This window comes from Actinomyces sp. ph3, from assembly GCF_000308055.1.
GTDB lineage: Bacteria > Actinomycetota > Actinomycetes > Actinomycetales > Actinomycetaceae > Pauljensenia.
This window is the reverse complement of sequence record NZ_CAGY01000001.1, coordinates 576,230-594,847: the sequence shown is the minus strand read 5'-3', so window position 1 is coordinate 594,847 and position 18,618 is coordinate 576,230. Positions and strand designations below refer to the sequence as shown.

The 18,618-nt window shown below is 56.4% G+C and carries 17 protein-coding genes; 15 read left to right on the top strand and 2 right to left on the bottom strand.

Translation table 11 applies throughout. From position 1 onward, the window contains the following. Positions 1 to 78: 78 nt before the first annotated feature. The 12 genes from HGAS_RS02705 (at position 79) to leuA (ending at position 13,906) form a co-directional block, all read left to right on the top strand. On the top strand, positions 79 to 1,341 hold the full coding sequence (locus tag HGAS_RS02705) for a CynX/NimT family MFS transporter (protein WP_019126385.1): 1,263 nt from the start codon (positions 79 to 81) through the stop codon (positions 1,339 to 1,341). Next, positions 1,338 to 2,603, top strand: coding sequence for a radical SAM family heme chaperone HemW (hemW, locus tag HGAS_RS02700; RefSeq protein WP_019126384.1), 1,266 nt, complete (start codon positions 1,338 to 1,340; stop codon positions 2,601 to 2,603). The genes HGAS_RS02705 and hemW overlap by 4 nt, the downstream gene beginning before the upstream one ends. A 138-nt stretch (positions 2,604 to 2,741) precedes the next feature. After that, on the top strand, positions 2,742 to 3,626 hold the full coding sequence (locus HGAS_RS02695) for a DUF3097 family protein (RefSeq protein WP_081581509.1): 885 nt from the start codon (positions 2,742 to 2,744) through the stop codon (positions 3,624 to 3,626). A gap of 91 nt (positions 3,627 to 3,717) precedes the next feature. Next, positions 3,718 to 4,734 (top strand): heat-inducible transcriptional repressor HrcA, encoded by a 1,017-nt coding sequence (gene hrcA, locus HGAS_RS02690; RefSeq protein ID WP_019126382.1) that lies wholly within the window; start codon positions 3,718 to 3,720, stop codon positions 4,732 to 4,734. Positions 4,735 to 4,755: 21 nt separating this feature from the next. Further along, on the top strand, positions 4,756 to 5,874 hold the full coding sequence (dnaJ, locus tag HGAS_RS02685; protein ID WP_019126381.1) for a molecular chaperone DnaJ: 1,119 nt from the start codon (positions 4,756 to 4,758) through the stop codon (positions 5,872 to 5,874). A gap of 16 nt (positions 5,875 to 5,890) precedes the next feature. Beyond that, positions 5,891 to 6,706, top strand: a complete 816-nt coding sequence (locus HGAS_RS02680) for a 16S rRNA (uracil(1498)-N(3))-methyltransferase (protein ID WP_019126380.1) — start codon at positions 5,891 to 5,893, stop codon at positions 6,704 to 6,706. 1 nt (position 6,707) lies between these two features. Next, on the top strand, positions 6,708 to 7,712 hold the full coding sequence (locus HGAS_RS02675) for a PhoH family protein (RefSeq protein WP_019126379.1): 1,005 nt from the start codon (positions 6,708 to 6,710) through the stop codon (positions 7,710 to 7,712). Positions 7,713 to 7,715: 3 nt separating this feature from the next. Then, positions 7,716 to 8,165 (top strand): rRNA maturation RNase YbeY, encoded by a 450-nt coding sequence (gene ybeY, locus HGAS_RS02670; RefSeq protein WP_019126378.1) that lies wholly within the window; start codon positions 7,716 to 7,718, stop codon positions 8,163 to 8,165. Next, positions 8,162 to 9,472: a hemolysin family protein gene (locus HGAS_RS02665; protein WP_019126377.1), complete on the top strand. Its 1,311-nt coding sequence runs from the start codon at positions 8,162 to 8,164 to the stop codon at positions 9,470 to 9,472. Before ybeY ends, HGAS_RS02665 begins: the two co-directional genes overlap by 4 nt. 5 nt (positions 9,473 to 9,477) lie before the next feature. Further along, positions 9,478 to 10,614 (top strand): GTPase Era, encoded by a 1,137-nt coding sequence (gene era, locus HGAS_RS02660; RefSeq protein WP_019126376.1) that lies wholly within the window; start codon positions 9,478 to 9,480, stop codon positions 10,612 to 10,614. Positions 10,615 to 10,776: 162 nt separating this feature from the next. Beyond that, the gene (locus HGAS_RS02655) at positions 10,777 to 12,066 is read left to right on the top strand and encodes a threonine/serine ThrE exporter family protein (RefSeq protein ID WP_019126375.1); all 1,290 of its coding nucleotides are present in this window, start codon (positions 10,777 to 10,779) and stop codon (positions 12,064 to 12,066) included. Positions 12,067 to 12,145: 79 nt separating this feature from the next. After that, on the top strand, positions 12,146 to 13,906 hold the full coding sequence (gene leuA, locus HGAS_RS02650; protein WP_019126374.1) for a 2-isopropylmalate synthase: 1,761 nt from the start codon (positions 12,146 to 12,148) through the stop codon (positions 13,904 to 13,906). A gap of 140 nt (positions 13,907 to 14,046) precedes the next feature. On the opposite strand, the gene HGAS_RS02645 is transcribed toward leuA, so the two are convergent. Beyond that, positions 14,047 to 15,015, bottom strand: coding sequence for a Dyp-type peroxidase (locus tag HGAS_RS02645; protein ID WP_019126373.1), 969 nt, complete (start codon positions 15,013 to 15,015; stop codon positions 14,047 to 14,049). Positions 15,016 to 15,098: 83 nt separating this feature from the next. Next, entirely contained in the window at positions 15,099 to 15,728 is a 630-nt protein-coding gene (locus HGAS_RS02640; protein WP_019126372.1) for a TetR/AcrR family transcriptional regulator, read from the bottom strand. Positions 15,729 to 15,813: 85 nt separating this feature from the next. Here HGAS_RS02640 and HGAS_RS02635 point away from each other — a divergent pair, with 85 nt between their 5' ends. The 3 genes from HGAS_RS02635 (at position 15,814) to HGAS_RS02625 (ending at position 18,554) form a co-directional block, all read left to right on the top strand. Continuing rightward, positions 15,814 to 16,803 (top strand): DUF5692 family protein, encoded by a 990-nt coding sequence (locus HGAS_RS02635; RefSeq protein ID WP_019126371.1) that lies wholly within the window; start codon positions 15,814 to 15,816, stop codon positions 16,801 to 16,803. Between the two features lie 174 nt (positions 16,804 to 16,977). Further along, a complete protein-coding gene (gene recO / locus HGAS_RS02630) occupies positions 16,978 to 17,718 on the top strand; it encodes a DNA repair protein RecO (RefSeq protein WP_026066592.1) in 741 nt (246 codons plus the stop codon). Further along, positions 17,715 to 18,554: an isoprenyl transferase gene (locus tag HGAS_RS02625; protein ID WP_019126369.1), complete on the top strand. Its 840-nt coding sequence runs from the start codon at positions 17,715 to 17,717 to the stop codon at positions 18,552 to 18,554. Before recO ends, HGAS_RS02625 begins: the two co-directional genes overlap by 4 nt. The last annotated feature ends 64 nt before the right edge of the window (positions 18,555 to 18,618 follow it).

The following is an 18,618-nucleotide window of genomic DNA, read 5'->3' as shown; positions in this document are numbered from 1 at the left end:
ACGCTAGGTGATTTCCACCGCGAACTGTGAAAACATTGCTGATGGGTGTGTACGGTCACAACGAAGAAAGAGCTTGCCGTGAAACAGGGTACTTACGCGCGATTTTTCCAGCGTAGGTTCGTGTGGATCCTCATCATTCTCAGCGCCTTCATCCTTCTTGCCGGATCATTGCGAGGAGGCATCACCGCGCTGCCTCCGATCATTGACGTTGTCCAAAGAGAATTGGGACTTTCTGCGGCCCAGGCCGGCTTGGTCACTTCTATTCCCGTCTTCTGTTTTGGCTTCTTCACCCCGCTGACCTCGATTGTTCTTCGCCACTTTGCGCTCAACCAAGCCGTTTCTCTTGGATTAGCAATCGTTATTGTGGGTGCGATTGTGCGCTCTCTGGGATTGAGCTCAACCCTTTTTCTTGGGACCTTCCTGATCGGCCTTGGAACAACCGCGGGAAATCTTGTCATCACCATGCTGATCAGCAGGGACTTTCGCCACCGCGCAGGGATCATGACTGCCGTTTACTCCACGATGATCGATGTGACGATCGCGGCCTCGACGGCTTTTACCTTTCCCCTGGTTGCCTACATCGGTTGGCAGGGCGCTGCCGGTGTATGGGGAGTCGGTCCAGCTCTACTTGCGCTGGTAGCTTGTTTGATTGTCTATCCCCTCAAACACCCAGGGATTAGGCCGTTTTTGGCACGCAAGGCCGGTTGGAAGGTCCGCTCAGACGATGTGCTCGTCACCACTGAAGCGGTCACGGCCTCGGAAATCTATCGCTGGCCAATCGCTTGGCTCATGGCGCTTGCTTTCGCAATCAATACTTTCTGCTATTTCGGTGTTGCCGCGTGGTTGCCGCGAATCTTGGCAGAAATGCTGCAGATGAACAGCGCTGATGCCGGATTTGCGGCCTCGATCTACCACGTCATTGGAGTCATCGCGCCTCTGACAATGATGGCCCTTCAGCGATTGATCCGCGGCCAAACCTCGACAATCCTGGGGATCGTCTCTTGTGCATGGCTTCTCATGCCCCTTGGGATGCTTCTGCTTCCCTCCCTGTGGGTTGTGTGGAGCGCGTGCGGGGGACTGGGTCAAGGTGCATTCTTCTCAATTACCTTTACGCTGGTTATTGAACGCACGACCACCACAGCGCAGACACGAACGCTTTCGGCACTCGTCCAAAGCCTTGGTTATGGTCTTGGTGCGTTGGGACCGTGGGCTATTGGGCGCATGTTCGATCTGACAGCGAGCTGGTTTTGGCCCTTCATTGTGTTGACAATACTGACAGGAAGCCTTGTTGTGATTTCTCAAGTTGTTGCCCGCTCGACCTCCAGGCCGCACTCGCGATGAGCCCAGCACAGCCCGACGGTCAGCCCTGGGATTTACGCGGCGTACTTCTTCCGCAGCTCGCTGAAGCAAGCGCTGATCGCCCATTGTCGATCTATGTCCATATCCCTTTTTGTCAGGTCCGTTGCGGCTATTGCGACTTCAACACCTACACGGTGGGCTTCGGTCCCGGTGCAGACCGGGTGAGCTACGACTCCAGCGCGCTCGCGGAAATGCGCCTAGCCGCGCGAATTCTCAGCGACGCTCAGATGCCTGCGCGCCCGGCCTCGAGCATTTTCTTTGGAGGGGGAACCCCCACCCTTCTTGACCCCGCCGCCCTGGCCCGCCTGCTTGAGGGCATTCGCCAGAACTTTGGGATTGCTCCCGGTGCAGAAGTCACGGTGGAAGCCAATCCCGAAAGCGTTGACGAGGCGGTTCTTGAAAGTCTGCGTGAGGCCGGGTTTACCCGCGTGTCATTTGGCATGCAATCCGCTGTCCCCACGGTTTTGCGCACGCTGGACCGTCGCCATGACCCCACAAAACTTCCCGGACTGGTTTTAGCTGCTCGTCAGCTGGGTTTAGATGTCTCTGTTGATCTCATTTACGGTGCTCCGGGCGAAAGCCTGCAGGATTGGGAAGTTTCTCTTCGCGAGGCCATCGCAATGGAACCGGATCACATCAGTGCTTACGCGCTGGTGATTGAAGAGGGAACCAAGATGGGAGCGCAGGTAGCCCGCGGAGAGCTCCCCATGCCAGACCCCGACGATGAGGCCTCGAAATACGAAATTGCCGATCGCCTGCTGGGCGAAGCTGGATACGTCTGGTATGAGATCTCTAATTTTGCCCGGAGGGAATCGGGAGAAGAAGGCCCCTCGACCCAGCTTCGTCATGCCTCGAAACACAACCTTGCCTATTGGCGTGACTGGGATTGGTGGGGGTTCGGACCCGGAGCACACTCACATGTCGGTCGCTACCGCTGGTGGAATGTCAAGCATCCCTCTGCCTATGCGCAACGCGTTACTCAGGGGTTTTCCCCCGCGCAGGCAGGTGAAATTCTTGATGCGCAAACACGAGAAATGGAACGTGTTCTGCTTGCAGTGCGCACCAGCGAAGGCGTGGACGCGCCTCGCGCTGGGGCAGAGCGCGACACTTTCCTTCAAGCGCTCCCGACTTTGGCCTCGGAAGGCCTCATCGAGTCAGCACCCGCTGCCCAAGGCCGCGCGATCGTCACTCTTCAGGGACGTCTACTGGCGGATTACGTGACTCGGTGCCTCTTGGGATACTGAATCCCATCGGTTACTGAGTCCCCTGGGTTACTGAGCCTCTGTGGCTACTCAGTTAGGAGTCGCACAACTTCTCTGCATCCGAGTGTTGAAGCCTGCTTAGAGCACTCGCACTCATAGTGTGGTGCGGTGACTTCAGATATGTACGGGACAAATATCTTTGAATTCGACCCGCACCGCGATGGACCGGGTGCTCGACGACCGCGCTCAGTGGAGGTGCCCATCGAGTACGGCATGGTGCTTGAGGACATTTCCAGTGGATGGGTTGGTGCGGTAACTCGCGTCGAAAAATCCGGGGGAGTGCACCTGGTCGAGCTTGAAGACCGTCGAGGCCGGAAGCGTTCTTTCCCCCTGGGAGGCGGGTTTTGGCTGGAGGGTAAGCCGATTATTGCGCTCCCTCCGAAGGCTGCTCCCGCTCAAAAAGCTCCTGCGCTCACCACTGCGGGTGGTCGTGCGCTGACGAATTCGGGGTCGATCGCACCTGAGAAGCGTGTGGCTCGGGTTGCCAGGCAATCGCGCATCTGGGTTGAGGGTCGTCACGATGCGGAACTGATCCAGCACGTGTGGGGCGAGGATCTGGCCGATGTCGGCGTTGCTGTCCAGCTTCTAGAAGGTGTGGACCACTTAGAGGAAATCCTTGAGGTTTTTGGACCCACGAAGACCGTCCGTGCAGGAGTCCTGGTTGATCACCTGGTCCCGGGCTCCAAGGAATCGCGCATTGCCGAGGCCGTTTCGGCCCGTTGGGAAGACGCGGTGTTGGTCGTCGGGCACCCCTTCGTTGACATTTGGCAAGCTGTGAAGCCGCAGCGCCTGGGGCTTCAGGCCTGGCCGGATGTTCCCAGAGGAACCGACATTAAGCACGGAACCTTGGAATATTTGGGGTGGCCGCACGCAAACCAGGCGGATATTGCTCAGGGCTGGAAGCGGATCTTGTCAACCGTTCGTAACTACAAGGATCTTGAACCGGCACTTTTGGGTCGGGTTGAAGAGCTTATTGATTTTGTGACGCAGCCGGGGCTGGAATAAGTCGGCGGAAAGTATTGATGAGGGGACGAAAAAGGTAATCCCGCGGTAAACTGGCACTCAGATAGTGTGAGTGCCAAATGAGGGAGGATGAATGAACGACCGTCGTCTGGACGTTCTGCGTGCCATCGTGTCCCAGTATGTCCACACACGCGAACCCGTCGGATCTAAAGCGATCGCGCAATCTCAAGACCTCGGCGTATCTTCGGCGACTATTCGCAACGATATGGCCGTCCTTGAAGAAGCTGGGCTGATCTACCAACCTCACACCAGTGCAGGACGTGTCCCAACGGATAAGGGCTATCGCGCCTTCGTTGATCAGCTGTCCACTCTTAAGCCGATGAGCGCGGCAGAACGCCAAGCCGTCGAGAAATTCCTGGCACATGCGCAGGATTTAGACGATGTCGTCATGAATACCGTGCGTTTGCTTGCTCAAGTGACGCATCAGGTGGCGCTCATTGAATACCCCGTTCATTCGCGCTCGACGCTCAGCCGAATTGAATGCGTTGATCTGTCGGATCAACGATTGCTGGTTGTTGTCATTACCCAGCAGGGCAAGGTTTTTGAACGCCTTCGTGAGATGCCTCAGGACGTCACTCAAGATGATCTTTTGGCTGTCCGCGCGGTTCTTAATGCTGCTTATCAGGGGATGAGTGCCGCTCAGGTGCGCGCGCATTGCGAGACGCTCTCTCAGACCCTTCCCCCGACGCTGCTTGCATTTGCAACAGAGATTAGTGACACTGTTGCGACCTTGCTTCAAGGGGAGCCCTCCTCGCGCATCGCAATGGCAGGAATGTCGAATCTTGCGCGCAGCGGTGTTGATTTCCACGATATTGCACCGGTCTTGGATGCTTTGGAAGAGCAGGTTGTCCTTCTTCGTCTTTTTGCTGAGATGGATGAAGGCAACGGCGATGTTCACGTCTCCATCGGCTCTGAAAACGGCCACGATGCTTTCGTTGAAACTTCTCTTGTCTCCGGAACCTACGCTTCCGGGGAAAACTCCGCGCACCTGGGGGTTCTTGGCCCCACGCGCATGGACTACGCCTCGACAATGTCCACGGTCCGCGCCGTGGCCTCGTACCTCTCTAAATTCCTGAATTCCACACACTGAACGGGTTACAAAAGGACATTCGTGAACGACGATTACTACGCAATCCTTGGAGTCTCTCGCGACGCTGACCAGAGCGAGATTAAGAAGGCCTATCGCAAGAAGGCCCGCGAAACTCACCCCGATTACGGCGGGGATGAGGAAGCCTTCAAGGCGGTGTCGGTTGCTTATGAAACCCTCTCCGACCCAGAAAAACGTCGCATGTACGACATCGGTGGTCCCGATGCTGCGCGTGGTGGCGGCTACGGTGCAGAGTCCTTCGATTTCGGTGACATCCTGACGACAATGTTCGGCGGAGCCTTCGGTGGCGGCTTTGGCGGAAACCAAGGACCGGCCTCGCGTACTCGCCAGGGCCGCGACCAGCTGACTCAGGCTGCCATTACCTTGAAGGATGCCGCTTTTGGTGCTCACCAGCAGATTTCGCTCAACACCTATGTGACCTGCGAAGTGTGCCACGGAGCCATGTGCGAACCGGGAACCGAAGCGGTGACCTGCACGACCTGTAAGGGACAGGGATACTCGATCCAGCAGCAGCGCACCATGCTGGGAACCATGCAAACTCAGGTTCCCTGCCCAAGCTGTCAGGGTTATGGAACCGTTATTGAACACCCCTGCCACGAGTGCTCCGGTCAGGGACGCGTTCGTGCGCATCGCACCTTGACCATTGATATTCCAGCCGGCGCGGGTGACGGAATGCGCCTGCGTCTTGCCGGACAGGGCGAGGCCGGTCCCGGCGGTGGTCCCAACGGTGATCTCTACGTCGACATTGTTGAAAAGCGCGATCCTACTTTTTCGCGTCAGGGGGACGATCTGTACATGACGGTGACCGTTCCCATGACCGCAGCTGCCTTGGGAAGCACCTTTGAGCTGGAGACCTTGGATGGAGCCCAATCGGTGACCATTCAGCCCGGTACGCAGCCCGGCGATGAGGTTCGCTTGGATGGACTGGGTGTTGGACACCTCCAACGTCCCGGTCGCGGAGACCTTCACGTCGCAATTAACGTCGAAATCCCGCGCAAACTTGATGACCGCTCACGCGAGCTCCTCGAAGAGCTCTCCCAGGTTCGCGGAGAAGAAAGCGTCCGTCCTGAAAAGCGCGGATCCTCCTTCTTCGACAAGCTTCGCGAAACCTTCGGCGCCTAGTTAGGACATTACCTGTATGACGCTTCCGGTTTTCATCGCTCCCGACGCGGATGCATTACGTGCCTGCGCACGGGGAGATTCCTTCGTTCTAGACGGGGATGAAGGTTTTCATGCGGCAACCGTTCGCCGGATCGATGTCGGAGCCATGCTTGATGTCGTTGATGGGGCGGGGCTTCGTGCCCGCTGCACGGTTATTGATCGCGCCAAAAAGGCCCTGACGCTGAGCATTGGCCACCTTGAGCGTGAGGATCAGCCTGAGGTTGAGCTGCTGTTGATCCAAGCCCTATCGACGGGTGGACGCGATGAAATGGCCATCGAAATGGCAACGGAAGTTGGCGTTGACGCAGTAATGCCGTGGCAGGCAAATCGCAGTGAGGTCCGCTGGAAGGGCGAAAAAGCCGCGAAGGGTATGCGAAAGTGGGAATCCACCTTGCGATCAGCGACGAAACAATCGCGGCGCGCATTTATCCCGCGCCTTGAAGAAGCCCGTTCATCTGCTGCCTTAGCGCAATGGATTGCGCAGACCACTCAAGACGGCGCCTGGGTCCTGGTCTGTCACGAGAGCACCGATCGCCGCCTGAGTGAACTCCTGCCCGAGCTGCGCGAGCTAAGCGCCCGCACCTCGTCGGCCTCGGCCCCCGAGTCCCAGCCTTCTTGTCCTCCCAAGATTGCCGTCATTGTTGGCCCTGAAGGTGGGGTTGACCCCGATGAGCTTTCTCTTTTCGAGGCCGCCGGAGCGAAAATCTGCCTGCTGGGAAATACCGTCCTTCGCGCGTCAAGCGCCGGACCCGTTGCGCTTTCACTGATCAGCGACGCTATTGGGAGATGGTGACATGGACGCCAAACGAATCGATATTCCCCGCGGCGTGGATCCCGTCGTACTTTTTGGAACTTCAGACCGCGTTTTGCGAGCTCTTGAAAACGGCTTCCCCCAGGTTCGCTTCACCTTACTCGGCCGCACTTTATCCATGATTGGCCCCGAAGGAATTGTGGATATGACCGCTCAGCTGGTCGAAGAGCTGATTGAACTTGCTCGAGATGGGCATTCTCTTGACGCCGACGGCGTTGAACAGGCGATTGCCCTGCTCATGACGGCTAGCTCCACGGAACGCCCCCAAGAAATTCTGCGCTCGCGGGGACGGTCCATTCGACCGCAATCTGCCGGGCAAAAAGCATATGTCGAGGCGATTCAGCGTTCGACCGTCGTCTTTGGATTGGGGCCGGCCGGTACCGGAAAGACCTACCTTGCGATGGCCCAAGCGGTATCCTCTTTGCTTTCCGGACAGGTGCGCCGAATTGTCTTGACCCGCCCAGCGGTTGAAGCGGGAGAAAACCTGGGCTTCCTTCCGGGCACGCTCACGGACAAGATCGATCCCTATCTGCGTCCCCTCTACGACGCGCTGGGAGACATGATGGATCCGGATGCGCTGCCAAAACTCATGGCCTCCGGTGCGGTTGAGGTCGCGCCTTTGGCATATATGCGCGGACGAACGCTTAATGATTCATTCATCATCTTGGATGAGGCTCAGAATACGACGCTTGCACAGATGAAGATGTTCCTGACCCGTCTGGGCTTCAACTCAAAGGTTGTTGTTACCGGTGATGCCTCACAGATTGACCTAGCGGGGGAGCGCTCCAGCGGCCTCTTGGTCATTGAAGATATTCTCAGTGGCATCGATGACATAGAATTTTGTCATCTGACAAGCGCCGATGTTGTGCGTCATCGCCTTGTCGGCCAGATTATTGACGCATACGAACGTTGGGACGAATCCATGGCCAGCCTTAAAGCACGCCGTGACCGTTCCCTGCACACCCGTACCCGAAACAATGGACGCTGAGTCATGACTGAAGTTCTTAACGAAACCGACTACCAGATCGACTGTGAAGAGTTCGTGCGCTTGGCCGACTTTGTGCTCAGTGCCATGCATGTCTCCACAGAGGTCGAACTCAATATCATTTTCATCGACCCTGAGCCCATGGAAGAACTCCATGTTCGCTGGCTGGATCTGGAAGGTCCGACCGATGTCATGAGCTTCCCCATGGACGAGCTTCGTCCTGGCACTGCCGATCACCCAACTGAGTCGGGAACCCTGGGCGATATTTGCATCTGCCCGCAGGTTGCAGAGCAGCAGGCTCGCCAAGCCGGGCATTCCTCGGTTGAAGAGATGCTCTTCTTGGCAACCCACGGGATGCTTCACCTTCTGGGCTATGACCACGCAGAACCCGAAGAAAAAGAAGAAATGTTCACCCTGCAACGCCAGCTCCTCTTGAGCTTCCTCGCACAGCGATGATCGAAGCTGCTATCCCCGTCGCGGGGATGAGTATCCTTGCCGCAATTGCTCTTGTGAGTGCAATGATTTTTGCGGCAAGTGAGTTTTCGATCGCTAAGCTCACCCACGCTGCGGTTGAAGACCTGATCGAGGACGAGAAGAAGAACGCACGAGCCCTGTTCAAACTGGTTGATCAGCGTCGCTTGGTTATTTTTGTCCTTCGAGGCGTCCGCACCTTCCTGCAGGTTGTCTTTGCTGTTTCAATGGCGACCATTGCTCTGCATTTTTCACACTACTGGTGGCTGGGCGGGCTGGTCGCGATCGTCGTTGTGACCATTGCGCAATTCCTTGCCAACAGCATCATTGCTACGCGCTGGGCACAGCGCAATCCCACTGGTATCGCGCTCTTCTTCACACCCCTGATGAGCCGTTTGGTCGCAATCGCACATTTCTTCTCGCCGGCCGCCCAGAAGGTCAAGGCCTATCTTCCGCAGTCTGAGCGAACCGAAGCTGAGATGCGTGCAGACATGGCAGATGAACTGCGTGAAATGGTTGATCGCGTTGGCGAAACCGAAGGCTTCGAAGAAGAAGACCGAGAGATGTTGCGCTCGGTTTTTGAATTAGGGCATACCTTGGTTCGTGAGGTGATGGTCCCGCGGACCGAAATGCTGACGATCGCATTCGATGTTCCGGCTCGGAAGGCATTACGCCTCTTTGTACGCTCCGGTTTCTCGCGTCTGCCCGTTATTGGAGAGGACACCGACGATGTCCGCGGAATTTTGTTCTTTAAGGATGTCGTTCAGCGCCTTGAAAACCATGATGGAGAACATGAACTTCGCGCCGATCAGATGATGCGTCCCGCTGAGTTCACCATCGAAATGAAGCCGGTTGATGACCTGCTGCGTCAGATGCAATCCGAACACTTCCACCTGGCCATGGTCGTCGATGAATATGGCGGGATCTCGGGCCTCGTTACCCTCGAAGACATCATCGAAGAAGTCGTCGGTGAACTCACCGACGAACACGATCGCAACACCATCGAGCCCGAAGAAATTTCCCCGGGCGTCTGGCGCGTTCCTTCGCGTTTCTCCATTAGCGAGCTCGGAGAGCTGTGGGGATTGGAACTTGAAGACGAAGACGTCGATTCCGTTGGCGGCTTGCTGGCCAAAGCGATTGGCCGTGTCCCGCTTCCGGGGGCAACAGGCGATATGCTCGGTGTGCACATGGTTGCCGAAGAAGCCCGAGGCCGCCGTCGCCAAGTTGGCACAATTGTCTGTTCCTATGTCCCTGAAATCCAGACCGAAGACTCTGAAGATCACCAGGAGTGAGAAAGATGCATTTCCCCAGCGATGATGAATTGATGGCCGGTCCGAACGCCTTCGAAGGCGTGGATCTCGATGCTCTTGAACTTCCTGATGAGGACTCGCAGGACGATGAAGACGTCGATGCTGAGCTTGACGAGGCCGATGATGAGCGTGCCCACGACGTTGAGGATTCCGTCCAATCCTTGCGTCAACTCCGCGCAGAAACAAATGCGGGCGCAGACATCATCGTTCCCGACTTCCCAGAAGATTTTCGCGCGGGCTTCATCTCCATTGTTGGCCGTCCCAATGTCGGAAAGTCGACGCTGACCAACGCCCTTGTCGGCCACAAGGTCGCCATCACCTCGGGCCGCCCCGAAACGACACGTCATAACATCCGCGGGATTGTCCACGGCGAAAACTACCAGCTGGTGTTGGTCGATACGCCCGGATACCACCGTCCGCGCACTCTGCTGGGTAAGCGCCTCAATGACATGGTTCGCGAGGCCTTGGCCGAAGTCGATTGCGTCGTCTTCTGTATGCCCGCGGATCAGCGCATCGGACCGGGAGATCAGTTCATTGCTCGAGAGCTGCGTTCTGTCCGACGCCCAGTGATCGCGGTTGCAACGAAGTGCGATAGCGTGCCGCGCGAACGCGTGCTTGAACACCTCTTGGCTATTGAAAAGCTGGGGGAGTGGAGCGCGATTGTTCCCGTCTCTTCCTTCAAGCACGAAGGTATTGATCGCCTGCGTGAAGTTTTAGCAGAAAAGGTTCCGCTCTCACCGCCCCTGTACCCGCAGGACGATATCTCCGATGAATCACGCGAAACGATGATCGCGGAATTCATTCGCGAGGCCGCGCTGGAGGGAGTCCGTGATGAGCTTCCGCACTCGCTTGCTGTGAAGGTTGAAGAGATTATTGAACGCCCCAAGCGCGAGGGTGATGATCGTCCGCCTCTGCTGGATATCCATGTCAATGTCTACGTCGAACGCGATTCCCAAAAGGCCATCATTATTGGCAAGAAAGGTTCGCGTTTGAAGGAGATCGGCACCCGGGCCCGAGCGTATATTGAAGAATATCTGGGGCGCCGTGTGTACCTCGATCTGCATGTGCGTACCGCAAAGGACTGGCAGTCCGACCCGAAGATGCTTCAGCGTTTGGGCTTCTAATACCTGAACGTGGGGGATGCAACAAAAGGATCCTGACCAGGGTCCTGAGCTTTGCTGTCTTCTTCGTGGCATGCTTATCCCGTGAGCGAAAATCCCCAGAACCCTAACGCCTCAGCGCCTTTACCGTTTGACCAGGACGACGCGTCACTGACTGTGCACCGCATGGCTGCACATGATCGTCTGTCCCACCAATCCCGAGTTGTCTTGCGCCTTGGCCAGATGCTTCTTTCTGCCGGCGCGGGCTCGTACCGCGTGAAGGCCTCGATGCGGACCTGTGCCGAGGCCGTTGGTATTGAGAAGCACCATGCTCAGGTGACCTTTACCGAGATCGTTGCAACAGCCTATGCGAATGGTACTTTCCGCACCGAGCTTGCTGAGCAGCGTCTTCTGGGAGTGAATGCGGACAAGATTGACCGCATTACAAACTACTTGGCATCCATTGAAGGCAAGCAGATGCTTGTTGAGGATGTCGATAAGGCTCTTGACCGGATCGAACGTGTGAAGCCGCTGTATGGCTGGCTGGCGAATGCGCTTGCTTCTGGTTTAGCCTGTGCGGCCTTCTCTTTCCTCAACGCCGGGGGATGGGTTGAGTGCTCTGTCGTGGCAATTGCAGCCTTCTTTGGGCAATTCCTCCGTCGCCAGATGCTCAAGCGACACATGAACCACTTTGGTGTGTGGATGCTCTGTGGTGCAGTTGCTTCCGCTGTCTACATTCTGTGCGTCTATCTGGCTCAGAAATATCTGGGTATTGAACCAACGCACCAAGCAGGCTTTATCTCCGCCCTACTCTTCTTGGTTCCTGGCTTCCCATTAGTGACAGGAATTATTGACCTAGTCCGTCACGATTTCGCGGGTGGTATTCAGCGAATCGTGTATGTTGCAATGCTCGTGGTCTCTGCTGGCGTTGCGGTATGGACAATTTCGGAGGTCTTCAATTGGTCGGTCACTCCGCGATATATCGTTGAACTTCCGCCGATCATTCACTTTGCATTGCGCTTCTTCACCAGCTTCGTTGCGGCGTATGGCTTCGCGATGCTCTTCAATTCTCCGCCTAAGGTATGCACAGCCGCGGCTCTTATCGGTGCGGTGATTAATACCGGTCGTATCTTCCTTGCGGTTGTCCTGGGGGTTCCGGTCCCCGCGGCAGTTGGGCTTGCAGCGCTAACAGCGGGTCTTCTTGCGGCAGCAGTTGCAAACCGCACGCGCTTCTCGCGCGTGACGCTCTCCGTTCCCGCGGTGGTCATTATGATCCCGGGTGTGCCCCTGTACCGTTCACTCACCTACTTGAACAATGGGCAGACCATGGACGCATTGGCGCAGCTCTTTACGGTCCTCTTCACGATTGTCGCGATTGGTATCGGCCTGGCGATTTCGCGAATGCTCACAGACCGTGCGTGGCTCATGGAGAAACCAGTGAGCGTCCCGAAGCTTGAGGAATACGACGCCGAGTAAAGGCGAGCACGCCAAGTAAACACTGTCCACCATGTGCACTCAAAGTGCCAGTATCAGTGGGTCTTCATAGACTGAAGGTGTGAAGACTACATCGAATGTTCCTCGTCCTGCAGGTTCTGGAATGCCCACGGTCAAGTACCGAGCATTCCTCGACACGAATCCTGTTGACCTTCCTGATCGGCAGTGGCCCTCGAAGCGTATCACCCATGCGCCTCGGTGGATGTCAACGGATCTACGCGATGGAAACCAGGCTCTGATCGAGCCCATGGATCCGGCACGTAAGCGCAAGATGTTTGATCTTCTTGTTCGCATGGGATACAAGGAAATCGAAATTGGATTCCCCTCGGCTTCACAGACTGATTTCGATTTTGTTCGTTCTCTGTTGGAAGATGACGCCCTTCCCGAGGACGTCACCATTTCGGTGCTTACTCAGTCGCGCCCCGAGCTCATTGAGCGTACCGTCGAATCGCTGATTGGCTTCCCCCGTGCGACCGTGCACTTGTACAACGCAACCGCTCCGGTTTTTCGTGAGGTTGTCTTCCACGCAGACCGCGAGCAGACCATTGAGCTCGCTCGCTTTGGTACGCGTGAAGTTATTGCGCAGGCAGAACGCCAACTGGGTGACGAGACCATCTTTGGCTTCGAATATTCACCCGAAGTTTTTATTGATACCGAGCGTGATTTCGCACTGGAAGTGTGCGAAGCCGTTATGGATATCTGGCAGCCACAAGAAGGCCGCGAGATCATCCTCAACCTGCCCTCGACCGTTGAGCGCGCGACCCCCAATGTCTTCGCCGACCAGATCGAGTACATGTCGCGTAACCTTTCCCGACGCGAGCACATTGCGCTGTCTGTTCACCCGCACAATGATCGTGGAACCGGTGTCGCCAGTGCTGAACTTGCACTCCTCGCCGGCGCAGACCGCATCGAAGGCTGCCTCCTGGGACAAGGCGAACGCACCGGTAACGTTGACCTGCTGACCTTGGGACTGAATCTTTTCAGCCAGGGAATTGATCCGGGCATCGACTTCTCGGACGTCGACGAGATCCGTCGCACCGTGGAGCACTGCACTCAGATGGAGGCTTCGCCGCGTTCTCCCTACGTCGGAGATTTGGTGTACACCAGCTTCTCGGGCTCTCACCAAGACGCCATCAAGAAGGGTTTTGCTGCTCGTAAGACGAAGGTGGACGCCGCAGGGGGCGATGAGAACGCAGTGGTTTGGGAGCTTCCCTACCTGCCCATCGATCCTCATGACGTTGGACGCTCCTACGAGGCCGTTGTCCGCGTGAATTCCCAGTCCGGTAAGGGTGGGGTTGCCTACCTCATGTCGCGGGCACACAACCTGGAGCTGCCTCGCCGCCTGCAGGTGGAGTTCTCGCGAATTGTCCAGCGCCATACCGACACTTACGGCGGCGAGATCAACGCAGAGACGCTGTGGAAGATCTTTGCGGACGAGTATTTGCCAACAAGCGCAGCTCCCGGCCTTCAGTCGTGGGGACGCTTCGAATTGCGTAAGTCCCAAGTGGGAACGGTCGACGACGAGCATGTTGAATTGCACGCAGAGCTCACGGACAACGGTGTGCTCACCGCAATCGATGCAAACGGAACCGGCCCAATTGATGCTTTCGTCTCAGCGCTGCATCGATTCGATTTGGACGTTCGCGTCTTGGACTACTCCGAGCACGCAATGAGCCAAGGACGAGATGCGAAGGCTGCCTCCTACGTTGAAGCAGCTGTTGACGGAAAGATCGTCTGGGGCGTTGGAATCGACTCTTCGATTACCCGCGCATCGTACAAAGCCGTGATCTCCGCAGTGAACCGTGCACTTCGAGATCAGTAAGTAGGTTTCGTAACCAATGCGCACTTTGTGGTGAGTGAGTAACCGCCAGCGCAGCGTATAGGTGAGGGGGCATCGCTAAGATGCCCCCTCACCTGTTTTTCTCCTCGCTCATGCAGGGAAAAGAAGTCTTACGCGGAAGCTTAGTTGGCCTCGTTCGAGGGGAAATCGCCAGCGGCAATCTCATCAAGAAGGTCAAGGGAAGGAATGAAGAATACCTGGCCGAAGAGCACATGCGAGAAGGTCAGCAGGTAGTCCTTCTTCGCGACCATATTCGTGATCATGCCCTTGGTGACGCTCCAACGCGCAGAGTAGCCGATGAAGTAGGTGCCGGTGACACCTGCAGCGGGGTCAGAAAAGGGCACGTTCATGCGAACGATCTTGTTTTCTTCACCATCGACGATGAACTTTGAGGAAACGTTGTGTGCGTTTGCTGCCTTCGCGTCATCATCAAGCTCAAGGTCGGTGAACTTCTCGCGTCCGATCGCACGCTCTTGCTCAGCGGTGCCCAGTGAGCGCCACGCATCCATGTCGTGAATCCACTTTTGAGCAAAAGCGTAGGAACCTCCTACGAATTGGGGGTCCTCGTCGCCAATTTCTGCCCAGAAGGGGGCATCGGCATTTGTTGGATTTTCAGTGCCGTCAATGAAACCGATGATTGCTCGGCCTTCGAGGTAACGGAAGCCGTGAGTCTCGTCGACGACCGTTGCGAAGTCCTTGAAAGACAAACGGTACTGCTCGGCTACCTCGTAGACCACGGCCTCGCGCTGTGCGCGAATGTGAAGGAAGAGGTCAGCATCTTCGCCGATGCCTTCAGGCATGGCAATGGAAGGATCGTCCTGATTGGTCAGTCCGGTGAATTCCTCAAGTTCCTTCGGGCGGGGTGCGCCCGGGAAGAGGTAGTCCCAGCCCTTACGGCTTACTCCCACTGCAACGCGCAGGTCGTCATTCTGGGCTCGGATATTCATCGAACGGTTGATCGCCTGGCTGCGATCAGCGAAGTCACGGAAGGCCTCTAGTTCTGCGTCCTGATCCTTGCGATTGAATCGTAGATAAACGAAGAGAACGCACTCACCGGCATCTTTGTACACGTCTTGGGGATGGGTTGACATAGTGGCCTCCACTCGCAGTTTTTATTCCTCTTCGATGATAGGCCGCTTGATGTATCGAGGCTGGGGGGATGCAGGAAGGGAAGTCAGCGCAGCGGCGGGGGCGGAGTGGTGGAATAACGTTTCAAGGCGGTAAGAACGCTTCCACGCATGATGACTTCGATGTTCTCCACCAGAATGTATGGATCAGTGCGCATATCTTGGTTTAGCCAATGTAAGACATGCGCGACGACACTCAAGGTGAAGTGGTCGATGATGAAATCACGGTATTGGGCGGAAAGAGGCGAAAAAACTGGAGTTGTGGTGCTGTCATCGCCGGTGCGCTCAGGTGCTTTCCCTTCAAGCTCAGTGATAATCGCAGCCATCATTTCGCGGAAGGCCCGATAAAAGAATTCTTCCACTTCTTTACGGCTGAGCGAGGACACGACAGCGTAGGTCTGCTCGCGGTGCTGACGCATATAGACCAAGAGATCACATAGGCCGTCTGACCATTCCTGGTAGGTCGCATGAGCCATGATGTGTGCGACGATCTCTCGTTCGAAAACCCAAGCCCCCAAGGACATGACATCGGGGAAGTGATAGTAAAAAGCCTGCCTAGTGACACCGGCGATTTCGGTAAGGCGACGGACCGTGACCTTTGTAATCGGTGTTGAACGCAACTCGTCTTTGAGGGCAGCACCAAGCTTCTCGCGGGTGTTTTCTGCGCTTGTAGACATGACTTCCTTGATGGGATCGATTGTGTTCAGGCATGCGTATGAGCCGCACTCCTTTGAGTATTAGACACTTTCGAAATGATGTCCAATGACTCCTGCTGAAAACAACCTTAATGTTTCCTTATCAGCTTATTTCACCAAAGGAGTTGGAGAGTTGTTCCTCTTTGAATCGATCCCCTGGTATTCCTGGCTCGCCTGGTTTGGAGTCCTTGCTGCTCTGATCATTGGCAACGAGATCACCCGTCGCTGGAAGTGGGCAGGAATTGCAGTATTTATCGTTCTTCCCCTTGTTCTGACAATCTTCGTTTGGCCCACAACAGCGGGACCGGATTCCTCAACGGGGACCTGGTTCCACTGGGTCAAGGTCTACTCCGCCCTTGCCGGATGTCTGGGCTTCATGGCAATCCGTTACATTCCCAAGTTGCAGACCAACCGGTGGGCGCTTGCCTTCCCGCCGGCGATCTTGGCCATTAACATCACCGAGGCCTGCATCCGTGATTTCCAAGTCGGTGCTATGGGTGTGCGTGAGATGGTCGACGGAGTCTTCATGGTTTCTGGCCCCTGGAACTATATGAACGGTATCGCCGGTCTGCTTAACCTCCTGACGATCTGTGGGTGGTTTGGAATCTTTATCTCTCGCGATAAAGAAAAGGACATGATCTGGCCCGACATGTTGTGGTTCTGGATCATCGCCTACGATCTGTGGAACTTTGCCTACGTGTACAACTGCGTGGGAGACCACTCCTTCTACGCGGGCGCAGCTCTGCTCATCTCTTGCACTATCCCCGCCTTCTTCATTAAACGAGGCGCGTGGCTCCAGCACCGTGCGCATACCCTCGCACTGTGGATGATGTTCACCATGGCAGTTCCTTCCTTCGTGACTTCGTCGAAGTTTGCGGTTAACGCTTCGCATAGCGACGCGGCTCTGATGACTGTTTCTGCGATCGCACTCGCGGCTAACGTGGCTGTTGCGGTCTACCAGATCTACGTCATTGTTCGTGGGCGTAAGAACCCGCTGCGCGATGAGCTCTACACCGACCTCGAGGCATACAAGAGCGTTCGCGAGGCCAATATCTGAGTGGTCGTCGCGCCACTATTCGCGATCTAGATCCTTCAGATACTCCACATCTATTCAGACGATGCAGGATCTGTAATCACACAGGCATGTTGCGCTTGGGGTCACTTCGGCCCCAAGCGCAATTTTGTGTCGCGGCGGGCCTGCTCTGGCAGTGAATGTGAAAATAAGAAGGTGATCAGGAGTTACAGGGACGAGGCCGTGGTTTTGCGCACGCAAAAACTGGGCGAAGCCGACCGAATCATCTGGCTCCTGACCTCTGAACACGGCCAGATTAGAGCGGTTGCAAAAGGTGTACGGCGAACAACATCGAAGTTCGGCGCCCGACTTGAGCCCTTCTCTGTTGTTGATATTCAGCTTCACCGCGGGCGGAGCCTCGACACGATCATTCAGGTAGAGACAATTGCCTCACACGGGGAACTGCTTGCAGCGGATTACGAGTTGTACTCGCGTGCCTCGGTCATCGTCGAAACCGCAGATAAGCTCTCAAGCGATGGAGATGATGGAACTCACCAGCAGTACCTGCTACTGGTCGGAGCTCTCCACGCGCTTTCTCATCGCCGGCACGACCCGGCTCTGATCTTGGCCTCGTACATGCTTCGCGCCCTGGCGATCGCCGGGTGGGCGCCATCGTGTTACGACTGCGCAGTGTGCGGCAGCGAGGGGCCGCACCTTGGTTTTTCTATTACTGAGGGTGGTGCCGTGTGCGATAACTGCCGTCCGCCAGGTGCCTCGCTTCCCGCTCCCGATTCGATGGAGTTGATGGGCGCTCTTCTCAGTGGTGATTGGGAAAGCGCGGATAGCGCGCCGACATGGGCGCGCAGCGAGATGATGGGCCTTGTCTCTAGCTACACTCAATGGCATATCGAACGTCGACTGAAATCACTGCAACTCCTGGAAAGGAGCCCGCACGCATGAGCCCCGAATTTGCACAACTGACGCCCATGGAACGCGCTCCCAAAGACCCACGTCAGCCGGTTGCAGGACCCGGCCAGTGGCCTCGGCAAGCACCCGAATTTGCGGCCGGGGAAGTACCCCGCCACGTCGCTATCATCATGGACGGAAATGGGCGCTGGGCCAATGAACGGGGGCTTGCGCGCACAGAAGGCCACCGGGCCGGCGAGTACGCGCTTCTCGACACAATCGCTGGAGCCATCGATGCCGGTGTGCGCTATCTATCCGTCTACACCTTCTCGACGGAAAACTGGAAGCGTTCGCCCGCAGAGGTCCGCTTCATCATGAGCTACGCCAGTGATGTCTTAGCTCGGCGAACGGACCTGCTGAATGAATGGGGAGTGCATGTCCGCTGGAGCGGTCGCGAACCAAAACTGTGGAAATCGGTCATTCACGCTTTGGAACGTGCGGAAGAAAAGACGCATGACAACACCACTTTGGATTTGGTGATGTGCGTGAATTACGGAGGTCGTGCGGAAATCGCCGATGCAGCCCGCTCAATTGCTCAAGATGTTGCCGCAGGGCGTTTGTCGCCGCGCGGAGTAAATGAACGAACTTTCGCTCGGCACCTGTACCTGCCCGACGTTCCCGATGTTGATTTGATGATCCGAACTTCGGGGGAGCAAAGGCTTTCGAACTATATGCTCTGGCAAATGGCCTATGCGGAGTTCATGTTTAGCCCGAGGCCGTGGCCGACCTTTGACCGCGAAGCTCTGTGGGACTGCCTACTTGAATACGCCGGACGCGAGAGGCGTTTTGGTGGTGCACAGGACCTAGTGGCTGGCGGGGCTGGCGACTAGTCGAGGCGGGGTTAGTGCTGAGCCGTCCGCTTTCTGCCGCCTCATCCGTGCTCTGCGCTAGCTC

Bases quoted from the DNA above. Each gene is read 5' to 3' on its own strand.
- HGAS_RS02640 (WP_019126372.1), bottom strand. From the start codon at position 15,728: ATGTCTACAAGCGCAGAAAACACCCGCGAGAAGCTTGGTGCTGCCCTC.
- era (WP_019126376.1), top strand. From the start codon at position 9,478: ATGCATTTCCCCAGCGATGATGAATTGATGGCCGGTCCGAACGCCTTC.
- hemW (WP_019126384.1), top strand. From the start codon at position 1,338: ATGAGCCCAGCACAGCCCGACGGTCAGCCCTGGGATTTACGCGGCGTA.
- hrcA (WP_019126382.1), top strand. From the start codon at position 3,718: ATGAACGACCGTCGTCTGGACGTTCTGCGTGCCATCGTGTCCCAGTAT.
- HGAS_RS02665 (WP_019126377.1), top strand. From the start codon at position 8,162: ATGATCGAAGCTGCTATCCCCGTCGCGGGGATGAGTATCCTTGCCGCA.
- HGAS_RS02625 (WP_019126369.1), top strand. From the start codon at position 17,715: ATGAGCCCCGAATTTGCACAACTGACGCCCATGGAACGCGCTCCCAAA.
- HGAS_RS02695 (WP_081581509.1), top strand. From the start codon at position 2,742: ATGTACGGGACAAATATCTTTGAATTCGACCCGCACCGCGATGGACCG.
- HGAS_RS02675 (WP_019126379.1), top strand. From the start codon at position 6,708: ATGGACGCCAAACGAATCGATATTCCCCGCGGCGTGGATCCCGTCGTA.
- HGAS_RS02645 (WP_019126373.1), bottom strand. From the start codon at position 15,015: ATGTCAACCCATCCCCAAGACGTGTACAAAGATGCCGGTGAGTGCGTT.
- HGAS_RS02680 (WP_019126380.1), top strand. From the start codon at position 5,891: ATGACGCTTCCGGTTTTCATCGCTCCCGACGCGGATGCATTACGTGCC.
- HGAS_RS02655 (WP_019126375.1), top strand. From the start codon at position 10,777: ATGGCTGCACATGATCGTCTGTCCCACCAATCCCGAGTTGTCTTGCGC.
- HGAS_RS02635 (WP_019126371.1), top strand. From the start codon at position 15,814: ATGACTCCTGCTGAAAACAACCTTAATGTTTCCTTATCAGCTTATTTC.
- ybeY (WP_019126378.1), top strand. From the start codon at position 7,716: ATGACTGAAGTTCTTAACGAAACCGACTACCAGATCGACTGTGAAGAG.